Here is an 18219-nt window from a genome sequence, read left to right as displayed (position 1 = left end):
ATGCCCAGGCGCTGTCCCACCGCGCGCGCGGTGGTCAGCCCGTCGCCCGTGGCCATGATCACGCGCACATTCGCCCGACGCAGCGACTTCAGCGCATCCGCCGTGGTGGCCTTGACCGGGTCGGACACGGCCAGCAGGCCAGCCAGCGCCTGGTCCACCGCCAGGTGCATGACGCTGGCGCCCTGCGCGCGCAGCGCTTCGGCCTCGGCGGCCAGGGGCGAGGCGTCCACGCCCAGCTGTTGCATCAGCGCGGTGTTGCCCAGGGCCAGGCCCTTGCCGCCCACCACACCCCGCACCCCGATGCCGGACTCGGAGTCGAACTGCTCGGGCTTGTCCAGCACCAGGCCCTGTTGTTTCGCGGCGGCCACGATGGCGTGGGCCAGCGGGTGTTCGCTGCCCTGGTCCAGGCTGGCGGCGAGGCGCAGCACCTCGTCCTCGGAGAAGCCGCCATGGCCCACGGCGCGTTCGAAGCTCGGGCGGCCTTCCGTGAGGGTGCCGGTCTTGTCGACGATCAACGTGTCCACCTTGCGCAGGTTCTCGATGGCGGCGGCGTCGCGGAACAGCACCCCGTGGGTGGCGCCGCGCCCGGTCGCCACCATGATGGACATGGGCGTGGCCAGGCCCAGCGCACAGGGGCAGGCAATGATGAGCACGGCCACCGCATTGATGAGGGCATAGACCCAGCTCGGCTCGGGGCCGAACAGGCCCCAGCCGAAGAAGGTGAGCAGCGCCGCCGCCACGACGCCCATCACGAAGTAGCCCGCCACCTGGTCCGCCATGCGCTGCATGGGCGCGCGCGAGCGCTGAGCCAGGGCGACCATCTGCACGATCTGCGAGAGCACGGTGTCCGAGCCCACGTGCTCGGAGCGCATCACCAGGGCACCGCTGGTGTTGAGCGTGGCGCCGATCAGCTTGTCGCCGGCCTGCTTGCTCACCGGCAAGGGCTCGCCGGTGAGCATGGATTCATCGACCGAGCTGCGGCCCTCGACCACGGTGCCGTCGGTGGGCACCTTCTCGCCGGGGCGCACGCGCAACAGGTCGCCCACGTGCACGTGGGCCAGCGGCACGTCTTCCTCCTGCCCTTCGGCCGTGATGCGCCGCGCGGTCTTGGGCGCCAGGCCCAGCAGCGCGCGGATGGCGGCCGAGGTCTGTGACCGCGCCTTGAGTTCCAGCAGCTGGCCCAGCAGGGTCAGCGAGATGATCACCGCCGCCGCCTCAAAGTAGACCGCGACGCGCCCCATCGACACAAAGGAGTCGGGGAACACCTGCGGCGCCACCGTGGCCACCACGCTGTAGACGAACGCCGCGCCGGTGCCCAGCGCGATCAGCGTCCACATGTTGGGGCTGCGGTTCATCACCGACTGCGCGCCGCGCACGAAGAACGGCCAGCCGGCCCACAGCACGATCGGGATGCTCAGCACCAGTTCGATCCAGCTCTGCGTGGCCATGTCGAACCAGCCGAGGTTGTGGCCGAACATCGCCAGCACGGCGACCACCACCGTGAGGGGCAAGGTCCACCAGAACCGCCGCTGGAAATCCACCAGCTCCGGGTTCTCGTCGTCGTCCAGTTCGGGCAGGACGGGTTCCAGCGACATGCCGCACTTGGGGCAGTTGCCCGGGTGGTCCTGCCGGATCTCCGGGTGCATGGGGCAGGTGTAGACCGTGCCCGGCTTGCCTTGCGGCGCGGGCGCGGGCGCCGCGGGGTGGTGGTGATGGTGGTGATGTGCGTGCTGGTCCATGTCGGTTCCTCCTGAAAATTCGAATCCCTGGTGTTGGTCCTGTGCTCAGCGCTCGGGCTGGCCGGCCTGGTGCACCTGGACACCGCGCATCCAGGCCATGAGGTCGATGGGGCTGGAAGAACGTTCGCCGGCGGCCTCGTCGCGCGGCAGGCGCCCCTTCCGGAGTTGGGGCTTGTGCTCTGGCTGGTGCTGGGCCGGGCTGTGCAGCGAGAGCTTGTCGAGAATGGCGCAATGGGGCTGGTCGTTGCCATGGCAAGCCTGCACCAGCACCGACAGCCCGTCCATCATCTGCTCGATCTCGTGCCGCTTTTCTTCCAGGTCGGCCAGGTGACGTTGGGCCACGGCCTTGACCTCGCGGCTGCTTCGCCGCGAATCGCTCCACAGGCCGATGAGCTCGGCGATCTGCGCCACCGAAAAACCCAGCCGGCGCGACTGCCGGATGAACCGCAGCACCGAGACCTCGCGCTCACCGTACAGGCGGTAACCCGATTCGCTGCGCTCGGCCGCGGGCAGCAGGCCGATCTGTTCGTAATGGCGGACCATCTTGGCCGACACGCCGGCCGCGGCGGCCGCTTCGCCAATGTTCATCAAGGGGGTCATGGTGTGTTCCGTGAGGTCGGGTGGGGAATGGAATGTGGAATGAAGGGAGGATGCAGCTTGACACCGTGGGAAGGTCAAGGCCCCCACCGAGGGCCTTGACGAACGGTCGTCAGGCCGGTGGGTAGCCGGCTTCGCTGAGGGCGTCGATCAGCGCGGCGCGGTCTTCGTCGCTGCGCACCTGGACCTTGCGCTGCGGCAGATCGAGCTGGATGTCACAGGCCGCGTCGAGGCGCTTGAGGGCGATGCTCACCTTGGAGGCGCAGTGGCCGCAGGTCATTTCGGGGAGGTGGAACTCGTGCATGGAAGACTCCGTGAAAGTTGAGGGAATCCGCACTCTGGGCATTGCCACGGAGGCAAGGTCAAGTGGCGCCGGTGGTTGACCTGACCACCGTGTCAAGGCTGAGCATCCGAGGTCTCAACCTACCGGAGACCCCCTTGAACACCACCCCCCTTGCGCTCACCGAGCACCAATTTCCCATCGAAGGCATGACCTGCGCCTCGTGCGTGACCCGCGTGGAGAAGGCCTTGAAGGCCGTTGCCGGCGTCAGCGAAGTCAGCGTCAACCTGGCCACCGAACGGGCCACCGTGAACGCCACCGCCACCACCACGGGCGCCAGCCTGGCGGCTGCGGTGCAAAAAGCCGGGTACAGCATGGGCGCTGAAACCTTTGAATTGACGATTGAAGGCATGACCTGCGCTTCGTGCGTGGGCCGCGTCGAAAAAGCCCTGAAGGCGGTGCCCGGCGTGCAGGCCGCCGAAGTCAACCTGGCCACCGAACGGGCCACCGTGAGAGCGGTGGGGACGTCACCCAATGCCCTGGTCGCCGCGGTGGACGCGGCCGGCTACCACGCCACACCGTTCGAGGAAGGCGCCGCCGCACCACCCGCGGCCCGCCCAGGCGAACCCTGGTGGCCCGTGGCGCTGGCCGCCGCGCTCTCGTTGCCCCTGGTGCTGCCCATGGTCGGCATGCTGTTCGGCGCCGACTGGATGATCAATGGCTGGCTGCAACTCGCGCTGGCCACGCCCGTGCAGTTCTGGCTGGGCGCGCGCTTCTACAAGGCGGGCTGGAAGGCCGTGCGCGCCGGTGCCGGCAACATGGACCTGCTGGTCGCCCTGGGCACCAGCGCGGGCTATGGTTTGAGCCTGTACCTGCTGTTCAAGCACGCCGAGCACGGCACCCCACACCTGTACTTCGAAGCTTCGGCCGTGATCATCACGCTGGTGTTGCTGGGCAAGTGGCTAGAGGCCCGCGCCAAGCGCCAGACCACCGCCGCCATCGCGGCCCTCAACGCCCTCAAGCCCGACGTGGCGCGGGTGCGCATGCCTTACGGCGATGTGGACGTGCCCATGGCGCGCGTGAAACTCGGGGACATCGTGGTCATCCGCCCGGGTGAACGCATCCCGGTGGACGGGATCGTCACCATTGGTTCCAGCCAGGTGGACGAATCGCTGATCACCGGCGAGAGCCTGCCGGTGGCCAAACACGCGGGCGACAAGGTCACCGGTGGCGCGGTCAATGCCGAGGGCCTGTTGCTGGTGGAGACCACGGCCGTGGGCGCCGAGTCCACGCTCTCGCGGATCGTGCGCATGGTCGAATCGGCCCAGGCGAAGAAGGCCCCAATCCAGCGCATCGTGGACCGCGTGAGCGCGGTCTTCGTGCCGGTGGTGCTGGTGATCGCCGCGATCACCCTGCTGGGCTGGGGCCTGGCCACGGGCCAGTGGGAGCAAGCCATCCTGAACGCGGTGGCGGTGCTGGTGATCGCCTGTCCTTGTGCGCTGGGTCTGGCCACGCCCACCGCCATCATGGCCGGCACCGGGGTGGCCGCGCGCCACGGCATCCTGATCAAGGACGCCGAGGCACTGGAGGTGGCGCACCGCATCGACACGGTGGCCTTCGACAAGACCGGCACGCTGACCGAAGGCAAGCCGCAGCTGGTGTCGGCCCTGCCGGCAGCCGGCCATGAGGCGGCGCTGCTGTCGTGGAGCGCGGCCATCCAGGCCGGCAGCGAACACCCGCTGGCGCGCGCCGTGATGGACGCCGCGAAAGCGGCCGGCGTGCCCACGCTCTCGGCCGCCAAGGTGAGTGCCGTGCCCGGGCGCGGCATGTCGGCCGAGGTGCAGGGCCGCGCACTGCGCCTGGGCAGCCCGCGTTACATGCAGGAGCTCGGCGTGGACACCACCGCGCTGGCCGGGCCCTCGCAGCAACTCCAGGAAGAGGGCCGCACGGTGTCCTGGCTGGCCGACGTGACGGAGTCGCCGGTGCTGGTGGGCCTGCTGGCGTTTGGCGATGCCCCCAAGGTCAGCGCCATCACCGCGGTGAAGAGCCTTCAGGCCATGGGCGTGCGCACGGTGATGCTCACGGGCGACAACCGGGGCAGCGCGGCGGCGGTGGGCGGTGCGCTGGGCATCGACCACATCGAGGCCGAGGTGCTGCCGGCGGACAAGGCAGCGATCGTGAACCGGCTCAAGGCCGGCGGCCGGTCGGTGGCCATGGTCGGCGACGGCATCAACGATGCGCCGGCCCTGGCGGCAGCCGATGTGGGCATCGCCATGTCCACCGGCACCGACGTGGCCATGCACGCGGCCGGCATCACGCTCATGCGCGGCGACCCGGCGCTGGTGGCCGATGCGATCGACATCTCGCGCCGCACCTACCGCAAGATCCGCCAGAACCTGTTCTGGGCCTTCGCGTACAACGTCATCGGCATCCCGCTGGCCGCGGCGGGTTTGCTCAATCCGGTGGTGGCGGGTGCGGCCATGGCGCTCAGCAGCGTGAGCGTGGTGAGCAACGCGCTCCTGCTGCGAGGCTGGCGCGCGGGCAACGATCACGCTTCGTCTGTGCGTTGACCATGGAAGTCGGGGCGCACCGTGCGGTGCCACCGACTTCGCTCAAAGCCTCGACAGAAACAAAAAAGCCCACGTTACCGTGGGCTTCAATGACAAGCAAACGCTTGGTTTTTTGGTTGCGGAGGCAAGATTTGAACTTGCGACCTGGGTTATGAGCCTCGAAATCCCACTGTGTACATACGCCGGGGTGACCAGGCTTTAACAGGGATGACATGGCCCTCAACATCTAAAGCTCCGGTCATCCTATATGAATCAACAGCTTACCGAAGGCGCCTGACGAACCCGAATGACAACGTCAAAGCCCATGGCAAGACCATGGCGCCCTACCTGTCATCCTGCGACGCCAAAAAGCACCTCTCATGCTCGAATCAGAATTGGCCTAGAAGCGACCGTTGGGTAGTTTGCCTTTGCGGGCAACACGGGGCAAAGCAAAGACAACACATCTTATCGATACGGTCGAAAGAGTTGTTCGAACACGTTCAGATGACCGGCCTCTGTGGCCTCACCGTAGGCATGCCGCATACCGTGCAGCATGGCGCTATCGTTCATGCCCAGATGGGTCACCCGATTGATGAAGTGATGGACAACTTTCAAGCGGTGGTCTCAAGGACCTTGCGCAAGTAGAGTGGCCAAACGTCGATGCCTTCAGGCTGGTCTCACCTCTTTGATTTGGAGCGGGCCACCGTTGGGAAACGTCGTCTTGATGTCTGGGGCTGTCCTGATGAAGCAGCTTCGAGCTAAGTTTGCCGAATCCGGTGGCTGGCTACACCCCTCGGCGGGATCTCTAGAGCGCACGAAATGCTGTGGCGACTAGCCGAAGTCGTGCACCAGACTTCCTGACCAAGTCACAAGCGCATAACTGAGTTGATGATCACAAATGTGAACAAGCTGTAGTAGTTGCCCCAGCTCAACAGTATGTGCTTGTTCACGCCTGCGGTCTTAAGCTTCACGTATCCATTGAGCATGTTGAGCAAATACAATAAGGACCCGAAGCCGAAGAAGAAGCCGACGGCGAGCCAATGGAAAAGTCCTCCATCTGCGATGGGGCGTTGTAGTTCGAAGTGCCCGGCCCCCAGGACGAGAGCACATAAGCCCAAATTGCGCACGTGTTCGAAGATGTGTTTGGACACGTTGTCGTGCGAGACCCGGAGCACCCAGCGTTTCCTCAGCACACACCATGCAAAAAATCTCCGAAATGGACGCTTTGTCTTCAATTTCTTATCTCCTTGGGTGGGGGTCTCAAGCTGCAATCGCTAAGGTTACCCATCGCATCGCGCGCTGCTAGGGCCAAGGGGCTGAGCCGTGCACGGTCGTTGCCGTTGTTCGTGACTTCATGGGCAACGATCAACTGGTTCTTAGTATCAACCGCAGCTTGCACGTTGTAGCCCACCATGGCCATGCCCTTAGCGCTGTGGGCGGTCATCGCTCGTGCGTCGGGTCCGTCTGGGAGATCTGCCGATCGGGCCAGTTGCGCCTTGACGGATTGAAGGTCGTGCAGGCGCTGGCGCATCTTCTGAATCTTGCCTTGCAGGCGCTCGTTCTTGGCCTGCATCTCAACTAGCTGAGTGCTTTCCCCCCAGCTCACGATAGCGGCGCTCAATCTTGCCGGAGCCCATGACAGACGAGGCAAAAAACTGCGGCAACCTGGTCTCGTCATGGTTTCCCGTGCAGAGGATCAATATTTTTCACGTGTGGACTTTCAGCCTAGTCGCTCGCACTTGTGCCGGCAGCCTGGCGATACATCCCGAGCGTGTTTACGATTCGAAATCGACGAAAAGGAACTGAGTTCACTTTGCGCACCCATGACCTCATGTTCAGAACGGCTGAAGTCAGAAAACTACCCGAAAACGCATGACCGAAGCTTCAAATTGGTCTGCTAACACTTCTTCATACACAGCCAATGCTTAGTGTATATCTCTTACACAGATGCCAATATTCATAACAAAGCGAGGCCCTAAAGATTAAAAAATCATTGCCGATGCATGAGGTATCGCCACCAAGGCCAGTTCACGCCTAGTCCCATGTCATCAACGCAGCCGACCTTCACACATGTTGCAACCCGCCTCGCAAGTCAGTCCCCTATCGGTCTGATTGCCGAAGATGGCGATACCACCAACGGCTTTCATTCACAGCTCACGCGACTGCTCAACGCAATCGACGGAGCGCCATGCTCTTTAGAAGTGGTCGCCACAGTCATCGGCGGCCTCACACAGCTTGCGAACCGAATCGCTGATGCCGACCCGCGGATTCACGGGCTTCTCGTTTCTGCGGAAGTGCTCGCGGAAAGCCTCAGAAGAAGCATTGGCACCGCGCATGGGTCGGCGCCATCGACCCTCAAAGGCACGAAGACTAAGCACCCTGTTTGGGTGGCCTTCGCTGACATGGGCTTCACCGCGAGCGCTGACAACGCCGCTCTTGTACTAGCAGGGTGCGCCGTGCTGCGTGCCTTTCGACTCGATCAGCCCATACCCAAGAGCATTGCGCATGACATAGTAGAACTGCGGGCAAGTGATCCACCTTCTGAAGAACAGCTACACCACTTGCTGTGGCACGATCTTCCAGAAGAAGCTGAGCTTGCCAACTGGGTCTACACGCTTCGCCGCTCATGGCGAGAAGTCATGCGGGAATATGGCGGCAACCAAGACGCCCCACAGCCGTCCACGATTGAGCGCATCCGATCGCAAGTGCTGAGCTCCGCGCTAAACGCGGCGGCATCACATGTCGCAGGAGCACTGAATCACCGGCTCCTAACGCAGCCTCAGTTTGAACAGGCCGCAGCAGTTGTCGCAAGAGAACTGGCGCAAGACACATTGAAAGGTGTTCTTGGCTTCATCGTGTTGCGCACGGGCCTCTCAATAGAGGTCGCCCCCATGCTGGAGCTCGGGGATTCGGATCGGCCGCAAGGCATCTCGTATATCGATTTGAACCGAGGTCTGATCAAGCTGGATCTGAGCATTGCCGTTCATGATGCTGGCAAGGCACTACCGGGGAGCATTGCAGCGCACCCTTGCCTGCACGTTCACTTTCCCCAGGCTACCCACATCAACTTGCAGGCGCGGTATGAACGCCATCCACAAGCAAAGACGTTGGTCGATCTCTTCCCGAACGAGCTACCACCTGCGCCAAACAGCAGTGTTTTTCCGAGCACCGATGAACTCAAGCCTACATGGTCTAGGTTGCGGTACACCCTAGGACGGCATCTTCGGCTACAGGGCGTCAACAAACTACTGGCGTCATTCGTTAGTGGCGACCTGAGCATCATCCCTCGATCCAAGCTGCACTACGCCATGGTTCCCGTTGACGAGCTCCATGAAGTGGAACGCAGCGTTCACATGGAACTCGGCTTTGACATGCCAGTTCATCCACACCCACAGACCGAAGGGATGGGATGTCGGGTGGTCCCTCAAGCCGACAACATCAAACTGCACGATGCTGCGCTGGCGCTCCTTGCGGAGCAATGCCGTCCGGGAAAGCGTTCGACCACGCAGAGCATCCGTGCATTTCACAACGCCTACACCCGGGTGTGTGCTTGGCGCTTGTCTCTTCTGCTCGCGCTACGAGAAACTCAACATCTGGATCTCGAAGCCAGCATCGACACCCACAACGACCTATGGGTGGCGATTCATGACAAGCTCACCAAGGACGATCGTGGTTATCAGCCCGTCCCCATCTGCGCATATGTAGCGATGGTAGTTCAACTGTACAAGGCGCACTGCCAAGCGACCGCGGAGCGCATGTACACGCTGCTTGGTCGAAATACCCCGTTCACTCGTTCCTGTATGGCGGTAGCGGCCGGGGAGAACCAGCGCCTCCTCATGATGGTCAAGGATGAAGACGAGGTGGACCCGATCGGTTCTCGCGAATTCACATCCTCGCTGATGCCCGGTTTCACCCTGCCGCCAGATGTGGGTCGAAAGGTCATGGAAAACGAGCTGCGCGAACACAACGTCCGCTCTAGTGACATCGACGCATTTCTTCGCCACTTCAAGCGGGGTCAAGAGCCCGCCAGCGCTTTTGATCCTGGCTCCCTCAGCGTCTATCTGTTCCGAGCCGCTGAAGCGCAGCAACAGATTGCCAAGAAGCTGCTTGGCCCACCTTTGCCAGGGCTTAGCCAAGGAAAGACACGCAAGGCTGCCATTGAAAAGGCGTTCTCATGACCACCAAACGTAAAGCGATCTCCAGCGGCTCCGCCATAAAGATTAGTGGGTCTCCCTACGAGGGCAGCCAGTGGGAGTTCACCGTGCACACGCGATCAGCTGCACGGCGCTTTGAGCGCCTCATTCAACAATGCGTCTTCTGCCCATCTTCCTCGGCCCTACAAGTTCATGAGCTACATGGGCTGCTCGCGGCCCGTCTAGTTTGCCTAGATGGAATTCGTCCAGATGCCCTCCCCCACCTAGTGAAATCGGCTTCGTTGCCGTATCGCTGCGGAGATCACGTCGCCCTCGAATGGCACGAAGGGCCAAGCCAAAGGATTGAGCGCCGCGTCCTTCACCCTTTGACACTCCACATTTGGCCGCGTCGGCCCAATCTGCGAAGCGTGCAAGACGTCTCTGCATCGCGGAAGGATCCTATCGCCGCTGCCCCAGGTGACGGCGAGTTGATCCTTGAGCCGCCAATCAACGAGCTTCAGATCGTTGATTTAGTTGACCCGTTGCTCACCTGGCTGCGAGAGAACAATTTCTACAGAGAGGAGCGCGATCCACTCCTCGCTCTCGCATCGGACCAGTTGGCCTGGCTCAGCCCGTACCTCCCTGGACCACTTTTTTCGCATTGCTCCGGCATGTTCGTTCTAACGGCGATCGACCGCGCAGCATGGGCCCGGAGCGAGACCCATCTGGCGGTGAGCCTTGGTTCCAATCTGGAAGCTCACGACAGCCCGGCAGAGTTTCAGACCGACACTTTGCTTGACTCTCTTGGTGAGGTCAGCGGAACTCAATACGACGAGAACCTGCTGAAGTCTGCGCTGGAAATTCTTCAGACTCGCCACCCCTCTGGAATAGATGGTCTAACAAAGCGACACTGGATCGAGGGCTTATTGAAACTACCGCTGAACTTGAGCAGCAACAGCCCAAGCACCGTGGTGTTGGTAGGTTGGATCGCCTACATGTGCGAATTTGGCACTGTCGGTTCGAAGAATCCCGCAGCAAGCACCATCCGTCAGTATGCGAGTTCAGTTTTGCTCAGTCTCGGCAAAGATCTTCGCGATTTCGAAGCAGAGCCAGACAACTGGGATTTGATCAACCTTGACGCCGTCTACAAAAACGTCTTCAACTCCAAGACCAGCGGCATGCGAGTGGCCACCGCAGCTGCACTTAGGAGCTTCCAATCGTACTTGGAGGAAGTTTTTGACACTGAACAGTTCTTCATAAATTTCACGAGCACCCGCGGCGAGAAAGAGGACAGCGAGAGCGCCGATGTCGCTCCAAGCGGTACTCAAGTGCGTGCAAACGTCCTTTGGCCTCATGAGATCGATTGGTGTCAAAAGGAGTGCACCAATGCGCTTGACCTGAGGGTCGGCCAGATCGCCAAGGTCATGCTGGCTGTAGCGCGCGAGTGCGCGGTGCGGTATCAGGACCTTTCAAGACTGACAACCGCCAACATCTCGTTTGGCAACGACTCCTTAGGCGCGTACTGCCAGATCGAGGTTGTTCGGCATGCCCGCCGAGGGCGTCTGAAGACCGACTCTTCCCAGCGAAGACTAACGGTGCGCAACGCATCTTCCTTGCGCATCCTTCGAGATTGGGTCGAAGTGCGAAGTTATGAAACAGGAAATCTGTCCGCGTACTTCTTCGGCAACAAGAACGCTGACAAGGAACGATACCGACCAGCCGCAGTCCAGGCATTACTTAACAAACTCGTCAAGTTGGCCAGCGGATGCCCACGAATGCGGTTTCACGATCTTCGACACACCGTAGTGAGCAACCAGGTCGCGGAAGTTCTGAAGTCTTGTGTCACGGTAGATATCAACCCGCTTTATGCGGTCTCCAGTGCCGCAGGACATGTGTTGCCGTTGACCACGCTCCGCAGCTACTCACATCTCTATGAGGACTCACTTCGACTGTGGATCGACTTCGGCATGCAAACCGCATTGCACACCAACTCCGATGACCAAGCTCGAGTACTGCGGTCGTTGAGCGGAAACAAGACTCCACTTCATGGCAACTCGTTGATTCAGGCTGCGCGACGCCTGCGCATCGACTCCACACACCATTGGCAAAGAAAGTTGGAGGAGATGGCCGTCTCGATTCCTCTGCCGCGGGCGGCCGATCCATTTGAGTGGACGGCACCAGCAACCACCGCCCGACCGTCTGCAGTCAAGCGGCAGGTTTCTTCCCTCGAGATCGCAGACGCGCTGGGAAGGTTGCAGAACGGCGCTGCCCATGACTCTCTGGCTCGGCTGACAGGCATCCCCTTCCATACGTTCGAGGACCTCGTCGCCCGTCTGGACGCGTGGGTTGCCCGTCTCTATCGGAGGCATTTCCCGCGCACGACACACCATCTGGTGTCGATGCCGCCTTTGGCGGAACGCCTCCAACGCATGCGGGTCGACGCCAGCGCTTGTGGCCATTCCTTCTGGTCGAAATTTTCAAACGCGATGGATAGCAGCATCAGCCGCCAAGTGATGGCCGCCGCCGTGAGCTGCTGGGAGGAAAATGGTCGTGGGCTGCATTTCCCACTTTTGCCAAACGCAGCCGGACGCCCGCTCCTCCAGCTCCTCAGTTATGCCGATCTTGACCGAGGCCATATTCGCGCGGTCGTGCAAGGTAACACCGTGAGGGCCCGCGAAAACGAACTGATCGCAGCGAACTCCTCGGCCTACCTCGAGAAATCATCAGAGGTGATCAAAAGCCTGAATGCACTCTTCTCCCAAGAGCTCAAGTTCAACGCACGCGTTGAACATGCTCCTTGGCGCCCCGAAAGGCCGCCGGCCTACCTGCGGATTAACCCGCACGCGGAAGCGGACCGGACAAACCCCGCCGCCGAGAAAACAGCCGCGCTTCGAGGCTGGCTACTAACTGCAAAAGCACTTCTGCTTCTGGATGAACTCGAGGGAACGCCGAATGTCTGATCGCCACCTCGTTGCCCGCCAGGTGCTAGCGGGCTCAGACACGTCCCTCAGTGAGGGGGAATGGGAGGACCGCAAGGCGGATTTCCACAAGACGTTGTGTGACCAGTTCCCAATCAACAAGCTTCGCGCGAGTGTGATCGAGTTCGACTACGAGACGAAGGAAAGCAAAGTCTTCATAAGCGCCTATCTTGTTCGGTCACGCCAAGGATGGCTAAATCTTCGCAGCAGTGAAGGAAAGCAGCATGATCCCTCCTCCATCGATATCGCCATGCTTGAGGAAGCGCGGCCGGGCATACGCGACCTCTATGAAATTGCTCTGAAGAGCTATGCGGACCCATCATCCGACCCCGATCTGGCTCATCGCCGAAAACAAATTTGGGCGTCTAGAAAGGCCGGGAGCCCTCCGACTCTTACGATCTACAGCACTGTCGATGGTGAAGATCTTCCACTAGATTCCATTGGGCGATGGCTACCCCACGCACGCATGGCAAGAGTCAAGTTCAAAATTGATCGGCTATCCCGTCATAAATGCAGAGTACGGATTCACTCCATGACCCTGGTAGATCAGGAGGTTGATGATGTGGGCCTTGCTCTAAGTGTCCCCACTCATCACGTGGACCTCGTGCGAGACAAAAGCGCTTTGGGTGAAGCAGCTGGCCGAATTCTTTCTAGTGCGATGGAGAGGCAGGTCTACCTCGAAAGCAATGTCCTGCTTGAGTTCAGTTGGGTCGATGGCGCGCTAGCGCGTTGGACTTTGTGTGAAATGCCAACTGAGACGCCCCCGCGACGCTAAGACCAGTCGTCTGACCTAAATAGGTTCAGAAGATGAACCCACAAAGCACTTCCTCTTGAGCTGGACTATAGGTAACGATAACTATATCTTATCGAGGCTTATTTATGGGCAGGCGGAAGAGGGGTTTGGACCCGTGGCAGTTGCCCCCGGCGCACTCAGTTGAGCCCACTGGTCTTGAATCCCCAGTGATCCGTGAAACACTCACGGTATGCTTAACGCTTCACAAAGCGATCTCGCATCCCCACACGGTCTGCGACTCTGGGCATCGCTTGCACGCTTGAGCTGAGCCTATCCTCTTGGCCGGATGACCTCGGGCTCTCACATCACAGCTGTTGTATCTGAATGCCTGGCCCTGCGTGCTAGCGTTTTACGCCTTTGGCGAAAGAGTCTTCCGCGACCGGACGTAAGCGACATCGACGACCTCACCCGCTTCAATGAGGCGCTCGACTAATCGCTCGCTCACAGCGTCAGCAGTTACTCCCAGCGCATCGACGAGTCGCGGCAGATGCTCCTCGCAATCCCAAGCCACGACTTGCGCAATCCGCTGAGCACTATCCGCATGGCCGCGCAAAGTGTCGCCTTGAAAGATAAAGACCCGATCACTGTCAACTCTATGTCAATGATCAAGAGGAGCACGGACACGATGCAACGATTGATCAACGACCTGATCGACTTCTCTTCGAGCGGCCTTGGACGCTCTTTGAGCCGCTGAAGCGCTGCGCAACGCATGAATCGGCTGAACAGCGGACACCGGGCAGTATCGGCCTGGGCTTGTACATCGTGCGTCAGATCGTCGTCGCGAAAGGAGGCACAGTTAAAGTCACCTCGACAGCAGAGTTGATGCATCCGATTTCTGGTGATGGCGACTTTCGGCTCACGAGGTTCGTTTCAAGGCCAATTTCGCCCCGATTCGCGCCCCCTTGGCCGCTTGCAAACGCACTCATCCCCACATTTCCCGCAGCAACGTGCGCCGCACCATCCAGAGGTTGGACAGCGCAACAGCGTATGCAGTTGCGCGGTGTTCGTGGCCAGTCCCCGATAGCGCACCTTCACATGCCCGAACTGGCGCTTGATCACGCGGAACCGGTGTTCGACCTTGGCGCGGATGCGGGCCTTGGCCCGCTCCAACTGTCCATGATCGCGCCCATCGGCGTGCTCTTGTCCAGCATCTTGCGCTTGCCCGGTCGCATGGCCACGTGCCAGTTGACGGCGATGTCTTGGGTCTCTTCGCGCTTGCCCACGCCCTGGTAACCAGCGTCGGCAAAGACGTCCGTTTCTTCTCCATGCACCAGTGCGTGCGCCTGCGTCACGTCGCTGACGTTGGCCGCTGTACCCACCACCGTGTGCACCAGGCCCGAGTCCGCATCGACCCCAATGTGCGCCGTCATCCCGAAGTGCCACTGTTGCCGTTCTTGGTCTGGTGCATCTCGGGGTCGCGCCCGCCACTGCTGTTCCTGGTCGAACTCGGTGCTGCGATCAAGGTGGCATCAACCACCGTGCCGCTCTTCAGAAGGGACCCCTTGGCGGCCAGCGTGGCGTTAACGGTGGCCAGGATCTGCAAGCTCAGGTTGTGGGCGTCGAGCAGAGACGGAACCGCAGGATGGCGCTCTCGTCGGGCAGGTTGTCTTCCCCGGCATCCAGGCCCACGAATTCGAAACAGCGCCATGGCGTGCAGCCTCTTCCATGGACGGGTCCGAGAGGTTGAATAACTGCTGGACGAAGTGAATGTGCAGCATGGTCTCGACGGCAAACGGCGGGCGCCGCGCGCTGGCGCGTGCGGCGCAATCAGCTCAACCCACGGCACCACAAGGTTCATCTCGTCGAGGAACTCGCGCTTGCGAGTCCTCTTGGTTTTGCGCTCGAATCCGCTCTCACCCAGGCTCACTTGTTTCATGCCGTCACTGTCTCACATCGGGCCAGGGGCGCCAGGGTCGTGCAGACACTCCCTAGCGTGATTTCCACTGCCAGTGGCTGGTTGCAACCGAACCTGACACCTTTGTAAGGAAGCAGACGGGCTCGCGTCAGGCAGGCTTATACATACTTCGACCATAGCGAATAGGGAGTCCAAAAAGACAAAACTGTCCATTAGGTAACCTTAGTCGGCTTCAGGCCTTGCATTTTTCCTAGCGGCGTCAGCGCACATATCGGGCTGAAGCATTTGTTTAAACTTTCCGTTCACCTCCTTACCTTAATTGCCAGGAGTTCAAATGACATTCGCACAAGCTTCCTTCAGCAAGCGCTCAGGTCTTTTATTCGCGGCGACTCTTCTTGCCGCCTCGGCTGCTACTGCGGCGGGCATACACGGCGGCGGACACGATGAATCGCCCATCGGCGAAGCTGGTGTTGCTGGCAAAGTCTCACGGACCATTCAAGTCGATGCCTCAGACAGCATGCGTTTCACTCCCTCCCTGGTAGCCGTCAAGAAGGGAGAAACGATCCGCTTTGTCGTCACAAATTCTGGCAAGGTACCGCACGAATTCGGCCTGGGCACGGAAAAGGAATTAAAAGAGCATTACGAGGTGATGAAAAAAAATCCGGGCATGGAGCATGAAGAAGCCAACAAAATTTCCTTAAAGCCCGGAAAAACAGGTGAGGTCATCTGGCGTTTCACCAAGGGTGGAGTCGTTGATTTCGCCTGCCTTCACCCGGGGCACTACGAGGCGGGCATGAAGGGTCAAATTAGTGTGACCAACAAGTCAGCATCAGCGGTCTCGCCTTCACTAGCACCTGCTGGTTCCGTACCGGCGCAAATGACGATGGTGCAAGATAAGTCGGGTATGGACCAAGGAAAGATGGGAACGGCAGCCACTCCTGGCTTGACGGACGGTGAAATCCGCAAGATTGACAAAGAAGGCGGGAAGATTACGATCAAACATGGAGAAATTAAGCACCTGGATATGCCCGCAATGACCATGGTTTTCACAGCCAAGGATAAGGCAATGTTGGACAAGGTTCAAGTGGGTGAAAAAATTCAGTTCATCGTCATCCAGGAAGCAGGCAAGATGGTCGTAACTGACATCCAATCTCGCAAATGATTTGACTGCGTGCAGCGATACAGCTTTGGCGAACCGCAGGGTTAGAGCTGCAGAGCCTTTCCGTGCTGGGCCATTTCGCAAAAAGCAGCAATTGTCGGTCGCTCAGAGCTCCAAACAAGGGTTGCAGTTGAAGCTCTGGCTAGTAAATACCGGGACCGCGCTGTGGGGTGCTTCTTTTCCATGATACAGAGACCTGGACAGCAAGAACTACATCGCCGGTGAACTTCGCCAGGCATGGATGGTCCATGGAACTTTCTAAAGACCTCTACTCATGTACTGCGAATCAGCCATGGGCGAGGTGAATATTTGGCGGGGCTTTAAGGGTTGACTATTCGCCAGTGAACTTGGGAAACCTATCTTCTTTAAAATGCTCGGAGAAATATGAAAAATCATCTGCTCGCTAAAATCCAGGTACGCTGCTTCCTAGCGGCTGTATTTGTCGTTCCGTCTCTCGCATTAGCGCAGGCTCCAGAGCCGGAAACCATCAAGACGGATTACAAGCTTGCTTACAGGTCGGCTTTGTCGGAATACGAGGCCTACAAGGAGCAGTCTGTTCAATCATGGAAGGAAGCCAATGACAAGGTGGGGGAGATCGGGGGATGGCGTGCCTACGCCAAGGAGATGCGCCAAGCGGAGCCTGCGACCCAATCTAATCAGCCTGCTCCAGGACATGATGCCCCTCATGGAGACAAGAAATGATCCGCCTCTTACGAATGCGCCATACGAAAGTCGCGGTCACTGCAGCTGCTGTTGTGGTGTTGTCGGGTTGTGCCAGTGTGAATCTGGAACAAAGCCTGTCTAGTGCCAATGCGACGGCAAACAGTTTTACGGATGGCCAGCTCACACTTGCCCGTGACCAAGGCGAACGTGATGGCTTGCGCAGACGCGCTTTGGATCTGCTGAGTAAGCCGCTGGAGCAGAAAGACGCCGTTCAGCTCGCGCTCGTCAACAGTCCGTCAATGCAGGCCATGGTGGCTCAAAGTTGGGCTGATGCTTCCATGGCAGCCCAAACCGGCCGCATTGCCAATCCAATTCTTAGCCTCGAGCGTATGCGCTTGGGAGACGAAACCGAAATTGGGCGACTTCTGTCCTTCGGCCTGCTGGACTTATTGATGTTGCCTGCGCGCAAAGGCATTGCAGAAGGGCGCATCAAGCAGGCCCAACTACGCCTGTGCAGCGACGTGGTCGATCAAGTCACTCAAGTTCGCCAAGCCTGGGTGCGTGCTGTCGCGGCCCAGCAGACTTTCTCGTACACCCAGCAAGTCTTTGCTAGTGCCCAAGCCAGTGCCGAATTGGCCAAGAGGCTGCAAGCAATCGGCAATTTTAACAAGCTCGACCGTGCACGCCAGCAAGCCTTCTATGCGGATACGGCGACCCAATTAGCCGGTGCTCAGCAACAGTCCACAGCAGCTCGTGAAGAGTTGATCAGGTTGCTGGGCCTTGATGACGACCAAGCAGTGATGCTTAAGCTGCCAGAGCGTTTGCCTATATTGCCCAAAGAGCCTTTTTCTCCTCAGGAAGCGGGCCGTCAAGCGTCCCAAGGTCGCTTGGACCTTCAGATCGCTAAGGCGGAATATGACGTTGCCGCCCGTGCGCAAGGCTGGAACACTGTGTCGACGTTCACAGACATTGAGTTAGGAATTCGAAAAGATTCCGTTTTTGACGCGGCAGACAATTCCAAGCAGACACGTCGCGGTTTTGAAATTAGCTTAGAGTTGCCGATTTTTGATTGGGGAGGCATGCGGCGCGACTCGATGAATGCACAGACGTTGGTCGCCGCTAACCGCTTGGAGGCGACGGCTCGCGCGGCTGGATCGAGTGTTCGAGAAAGCTATTCCGCCTACCGAACCGCTTATGACGTCGCTCGGCACTACCGCGATGAGGTGATCCCGCTTAGGAAAATCATCTCAGAAGAAAATCAGTTTCGTTACAACGGAATGCTTATTAGTGTCTTCGAGTTGCTGGCCGATTCTCGCGATCAAGTGAACTCTGTTATGGCGGCCCTAAACGCCGAGCAGCAGTTCTGGCAAGCGCACGCTGCACTCCAAGCCTCCCTCATCGGCAAGCCTACAAGCGCTGGAGCCTCGGGCGGCAATGCTGGAGTCGCCGCTGAATCTGGCGCAGCTCATTGAT

At 59.8% G+C, this 18219-nt stretch carries 13 protein-coding genes and 1 pseudogene; 8 read left to right on the top strand and 6 right to left on the bottom strand.

Translation table 11 applies throughout. The features are described from left to right. The 3 genes from AC3WPZ_RS07440 to AC3WPZ_RS07430 form a co-directional block, all read right to left on the bottom strand. Nucleotides 1-1739 (bottom strand): heavy metal translocating P-type ATPase (locus AC3WPZ_RS07440; RefSeq protein ID WP_492438933.1); only part of this gene is annotated, 1739 nt, incomplete at its 3' end. Between the two features lie 45 nt (nt 1740-1784). After that, nucleotides 1785-2339, bottom strand: a complete 555-nt coding sequence (cueR, locus tag AC3WPZ_RS07435; RefSeq protein WP_382322108.1) for a Cu(I)-responsive transcriptional regulator — start codon at nt 2337-2339, stop codon at nt 1785-1787. Nucleotides 2340-2448: 109 nt separating this feature from the next. After that, on the bottom strand, nt 2449-2640 hold the full coding sequence (locus AC3WPZ_RS07430; protein ID WP_382153745.1) for a heavy-metal-associated domain-containing protein: 192 nt from the start codon (nt 2638-2640) through the stop codon (nt 2449-2451). Nucleotides 2641-2774: 134 nt separating this feature from the next. Between AC3WPZ_RS07430 and AC3WPZ_RS07425 the strand changes: the two genes are divergently transcribed. Then, on the top strand, nt 2775-5186 hold the full coding sequence (locus AC3WPZ_RS07425) for a heavy metal translocating P-type ATPase (RefSeq protein WP_492438930.1): 2412 nt from the start codon (nt 2775-2777) through the stop codon (nt 5184-5186). Nucleotides 5187-6031: 845 nt separating this feature from the next. On the opposite strand, the gene AC3WPZ_RS07420 is transcribed toward AC3WPZ_RS07425, so the two are convergent. Next, entirely contained in the window at nt 6032-6316 is a 285-nt protein-coding gene (locus tag AC3WPZ_RS07420) for a hypothetical protein (RefSeq protein ID WP_492438928.1), read from the bottom strand. An 80-nt stretch (nt 6317-6396) separates the two neighbouring features. Continuing rightward, nucleotides 6397-6738 (bottom strand): hypothetical protein, encoded by a 342-nt coding sequence (locus AC3WPZ_RS07415; RefSeq protein ID WP_492438926.1) that lies wholly within the window; start codon nt 6736-6738, stop codon nt 6397-6399. Nucleotides 6739-7207: 469 nt separating this feature from the next. Here AC3WPZ_RS07415 and AC3WPZ_RS07410 point away from each other — a divergent pair, with 469 nt between their 5' ends. The 4 genes from AC3WPZ_RS07410 to AC3WPZ_RS07395 all read left to right on the top strand — a co-directional run bounded on the left by AC3WPZ_RS07410 (nt 7208) and on the right by AC3WPZ_RS07395 (nt 13763). Then, nucleotides 7208-9343: a hypothetical protein gene (locus AC3WPZ_RS07410; protein ID WP_492438924.1), complete on the top strand. Its 2136-nt coding sequence runs from the start codon at nt 7208-7210 to the stop codon at nt 9341-9343. Beyond that, nucleotides 9340-12258 carry a tyrosine-type recombinase/integrase gene (locus AC3WPZ_RS07405; RefSeq protein ID WP_492438922.1) on the top strand — a complete coding sequence of 973 codons (2919 nt, stop codon included), beginning with the start codon at nt 9340-9342 and terminating at the stop codon, nt 12256-12258. Before AC3WPZ_RS07410 ends, AC3WPZ_RS07405 begins: the two co-directional genes overlap by 4 nt. Beyond that, complete coding sequence (locus tag AC3WPZ_RS07400) at nt 12251-13051, top strand: hypothetical protein (protein WP_492438920.1); 801 nt, start codon at nt 12251-12253, stop codon at nt 13049-13051. The genes AC3WPZ_RS07405 and AC3WPZ_RS07400 overlap by 8 nt, the downstream gene beginning before the upstream one ends. Nucleotides 13052-13556: 505 nt before the next feature. Next, a complete protein-coding gene (locus AC3WPZ_RS07395; RefSeq protein ID WP_492438918.1) occupies nt 13557-13763 on the top strand; it encodes a sensor histidine kinase in 207 nt (68 codons plus the stop codon). A 228-nt stretch (nt 13764-13991) separates the two neighbouring features. Here AC3WPZ_RS07395 and AC3WPZ_RS07390 read toward each other — a convergent pair. Continuing rightward, nucleotides 13992-14945 (bottom strand): annotated as a pseudogene (locus AC3WPZ_RS07390) (IS5 family transposase). Nucleotides 14946-15258: 313 nt separating this feature from the next. Here AC3WPZ_RS07390 and AC3WPZ_RS07385 point away from each other — a divergent pair. The 3 genes from AC3WPZ_RS07385 (at nt 15259) to AC3WPZ_RS07375 (ending at nt 18218) form a co-directional block, all read left to right on the top strand. Next, nucleotides 15259-16086, top strand: coding sequence for a copper-binding protein (locus AC3WPZ_RS07385; protein WP_492438916.1), 828 nt, complete (start codon nt 15259-15261; stop codon nt 16084-16086). Nucleotides 16087-16467: 381 nt separating this feature from the next. Beyond that, nucleotides 16468-16785 (top strand): hypothetical protein, encoded by a 318-nt coding sequence (locus tag AC3WPZ_RS07380; protein WP_492438914.1) that lies wholly within the window; start codon nt 16468-16470, stop codon nt 16783-16785. Then, nucleotides 16782-18218, top strand: a complete 1437-nt coding sequence (locus AC3WPZ_RS07375) for a TolC family protein (RefSeq protein WP_492438912.1) — start codon at nt 16782-16784, stop codon at nt 18216-18218. Before AC3WPZ_RS07380 ends, AC3WPZ_RS07375 begins: the two co-directional genes overlap by 4 nt. Nucleotide 18219: the final 1 nt, after the last annotated feature.

The organism is Hydrogenophaga sp. FW305-3-2-15-A-LB1, from assembly GCF_058787875.1.
This window is presented reverse-complemented; position numbering and strand designations above follow the sequence as displayed.

Bases quoted from the DNA above. Each gene is read 5' to 3' on its own strand.
- AC3WPZ_RS07410 (WP_492438924.1), top strand. From the start codon at position 7,208: ATGTCATCAACGCAGCCGACCTTCACACATGTTGCAACCCGCCTCGCA.
- AC3WPZ_RS07385 (WP_492438916.1), top strand. From the start codon at position 15,259: ATGACATTCGCACAAGCTTCCTTCAGCAAGCGCTCAGGTCTTTTATTC.
- AC3WPZ_RS07395 (WP_492438918.1), top strand. From the start codon at position 13,557: ATGCTCCTCGCAATCCCAAGCCACGACTTGCGCAATCCGCTGAGCACT.
- AC3WPZ_RS07375 (WP_492438912.1), top strand. From the start codon at position 16,782: ATGATCCGCCTCTTACGAATGCGCCATACGAAAGTCGCGGTCACTGCA.
- cueR (WP_382322108.1), bottom strand. From the start codon at position 2,339: ATGACCCCCTTGATGAACATTGGCGAAGCGGCCGCCGCGGCCGGCGTG.
- AC3WPZ_RS07380 (WP_492438914.1), top strand. From the start codon at position 16,468: ATGAAAAATCATCTGCTCGCTAAAATCCAGGTACGCTGCTTCCTAGCG.
- AC3WPZ_RS07400 (WP_492438920.1), top strand. From the start codon at position 12,251: ATGTCTGATCGCCACCTCGTTGCCCGCCAGGTGCTAGCGGGCTCAGAC.
- AC3WPZ_RS07405 (WP_492438922.1), top strand. From the start codon at position 9,340: ATGACCACCAAACGTAAAGCGATCTCCAGCGGCTCCGCCATAAAGATT.
- AC3WPZ_RS07415 (WP_492438926.1), bottom strand. From the start codon at position 6,738: ATGCAGGCCAAGAACGAGCGCCTGCAAGGCAAGATTCAGAAGATGCGC.
- AC3WPZ_RS07430 (WP_382153745.1), bottom strand. From the start codon at position 2,640: ATGCACGAGTTCCACCTCCCCGAAATGACCTGCGGCCACTGCGCCTCC.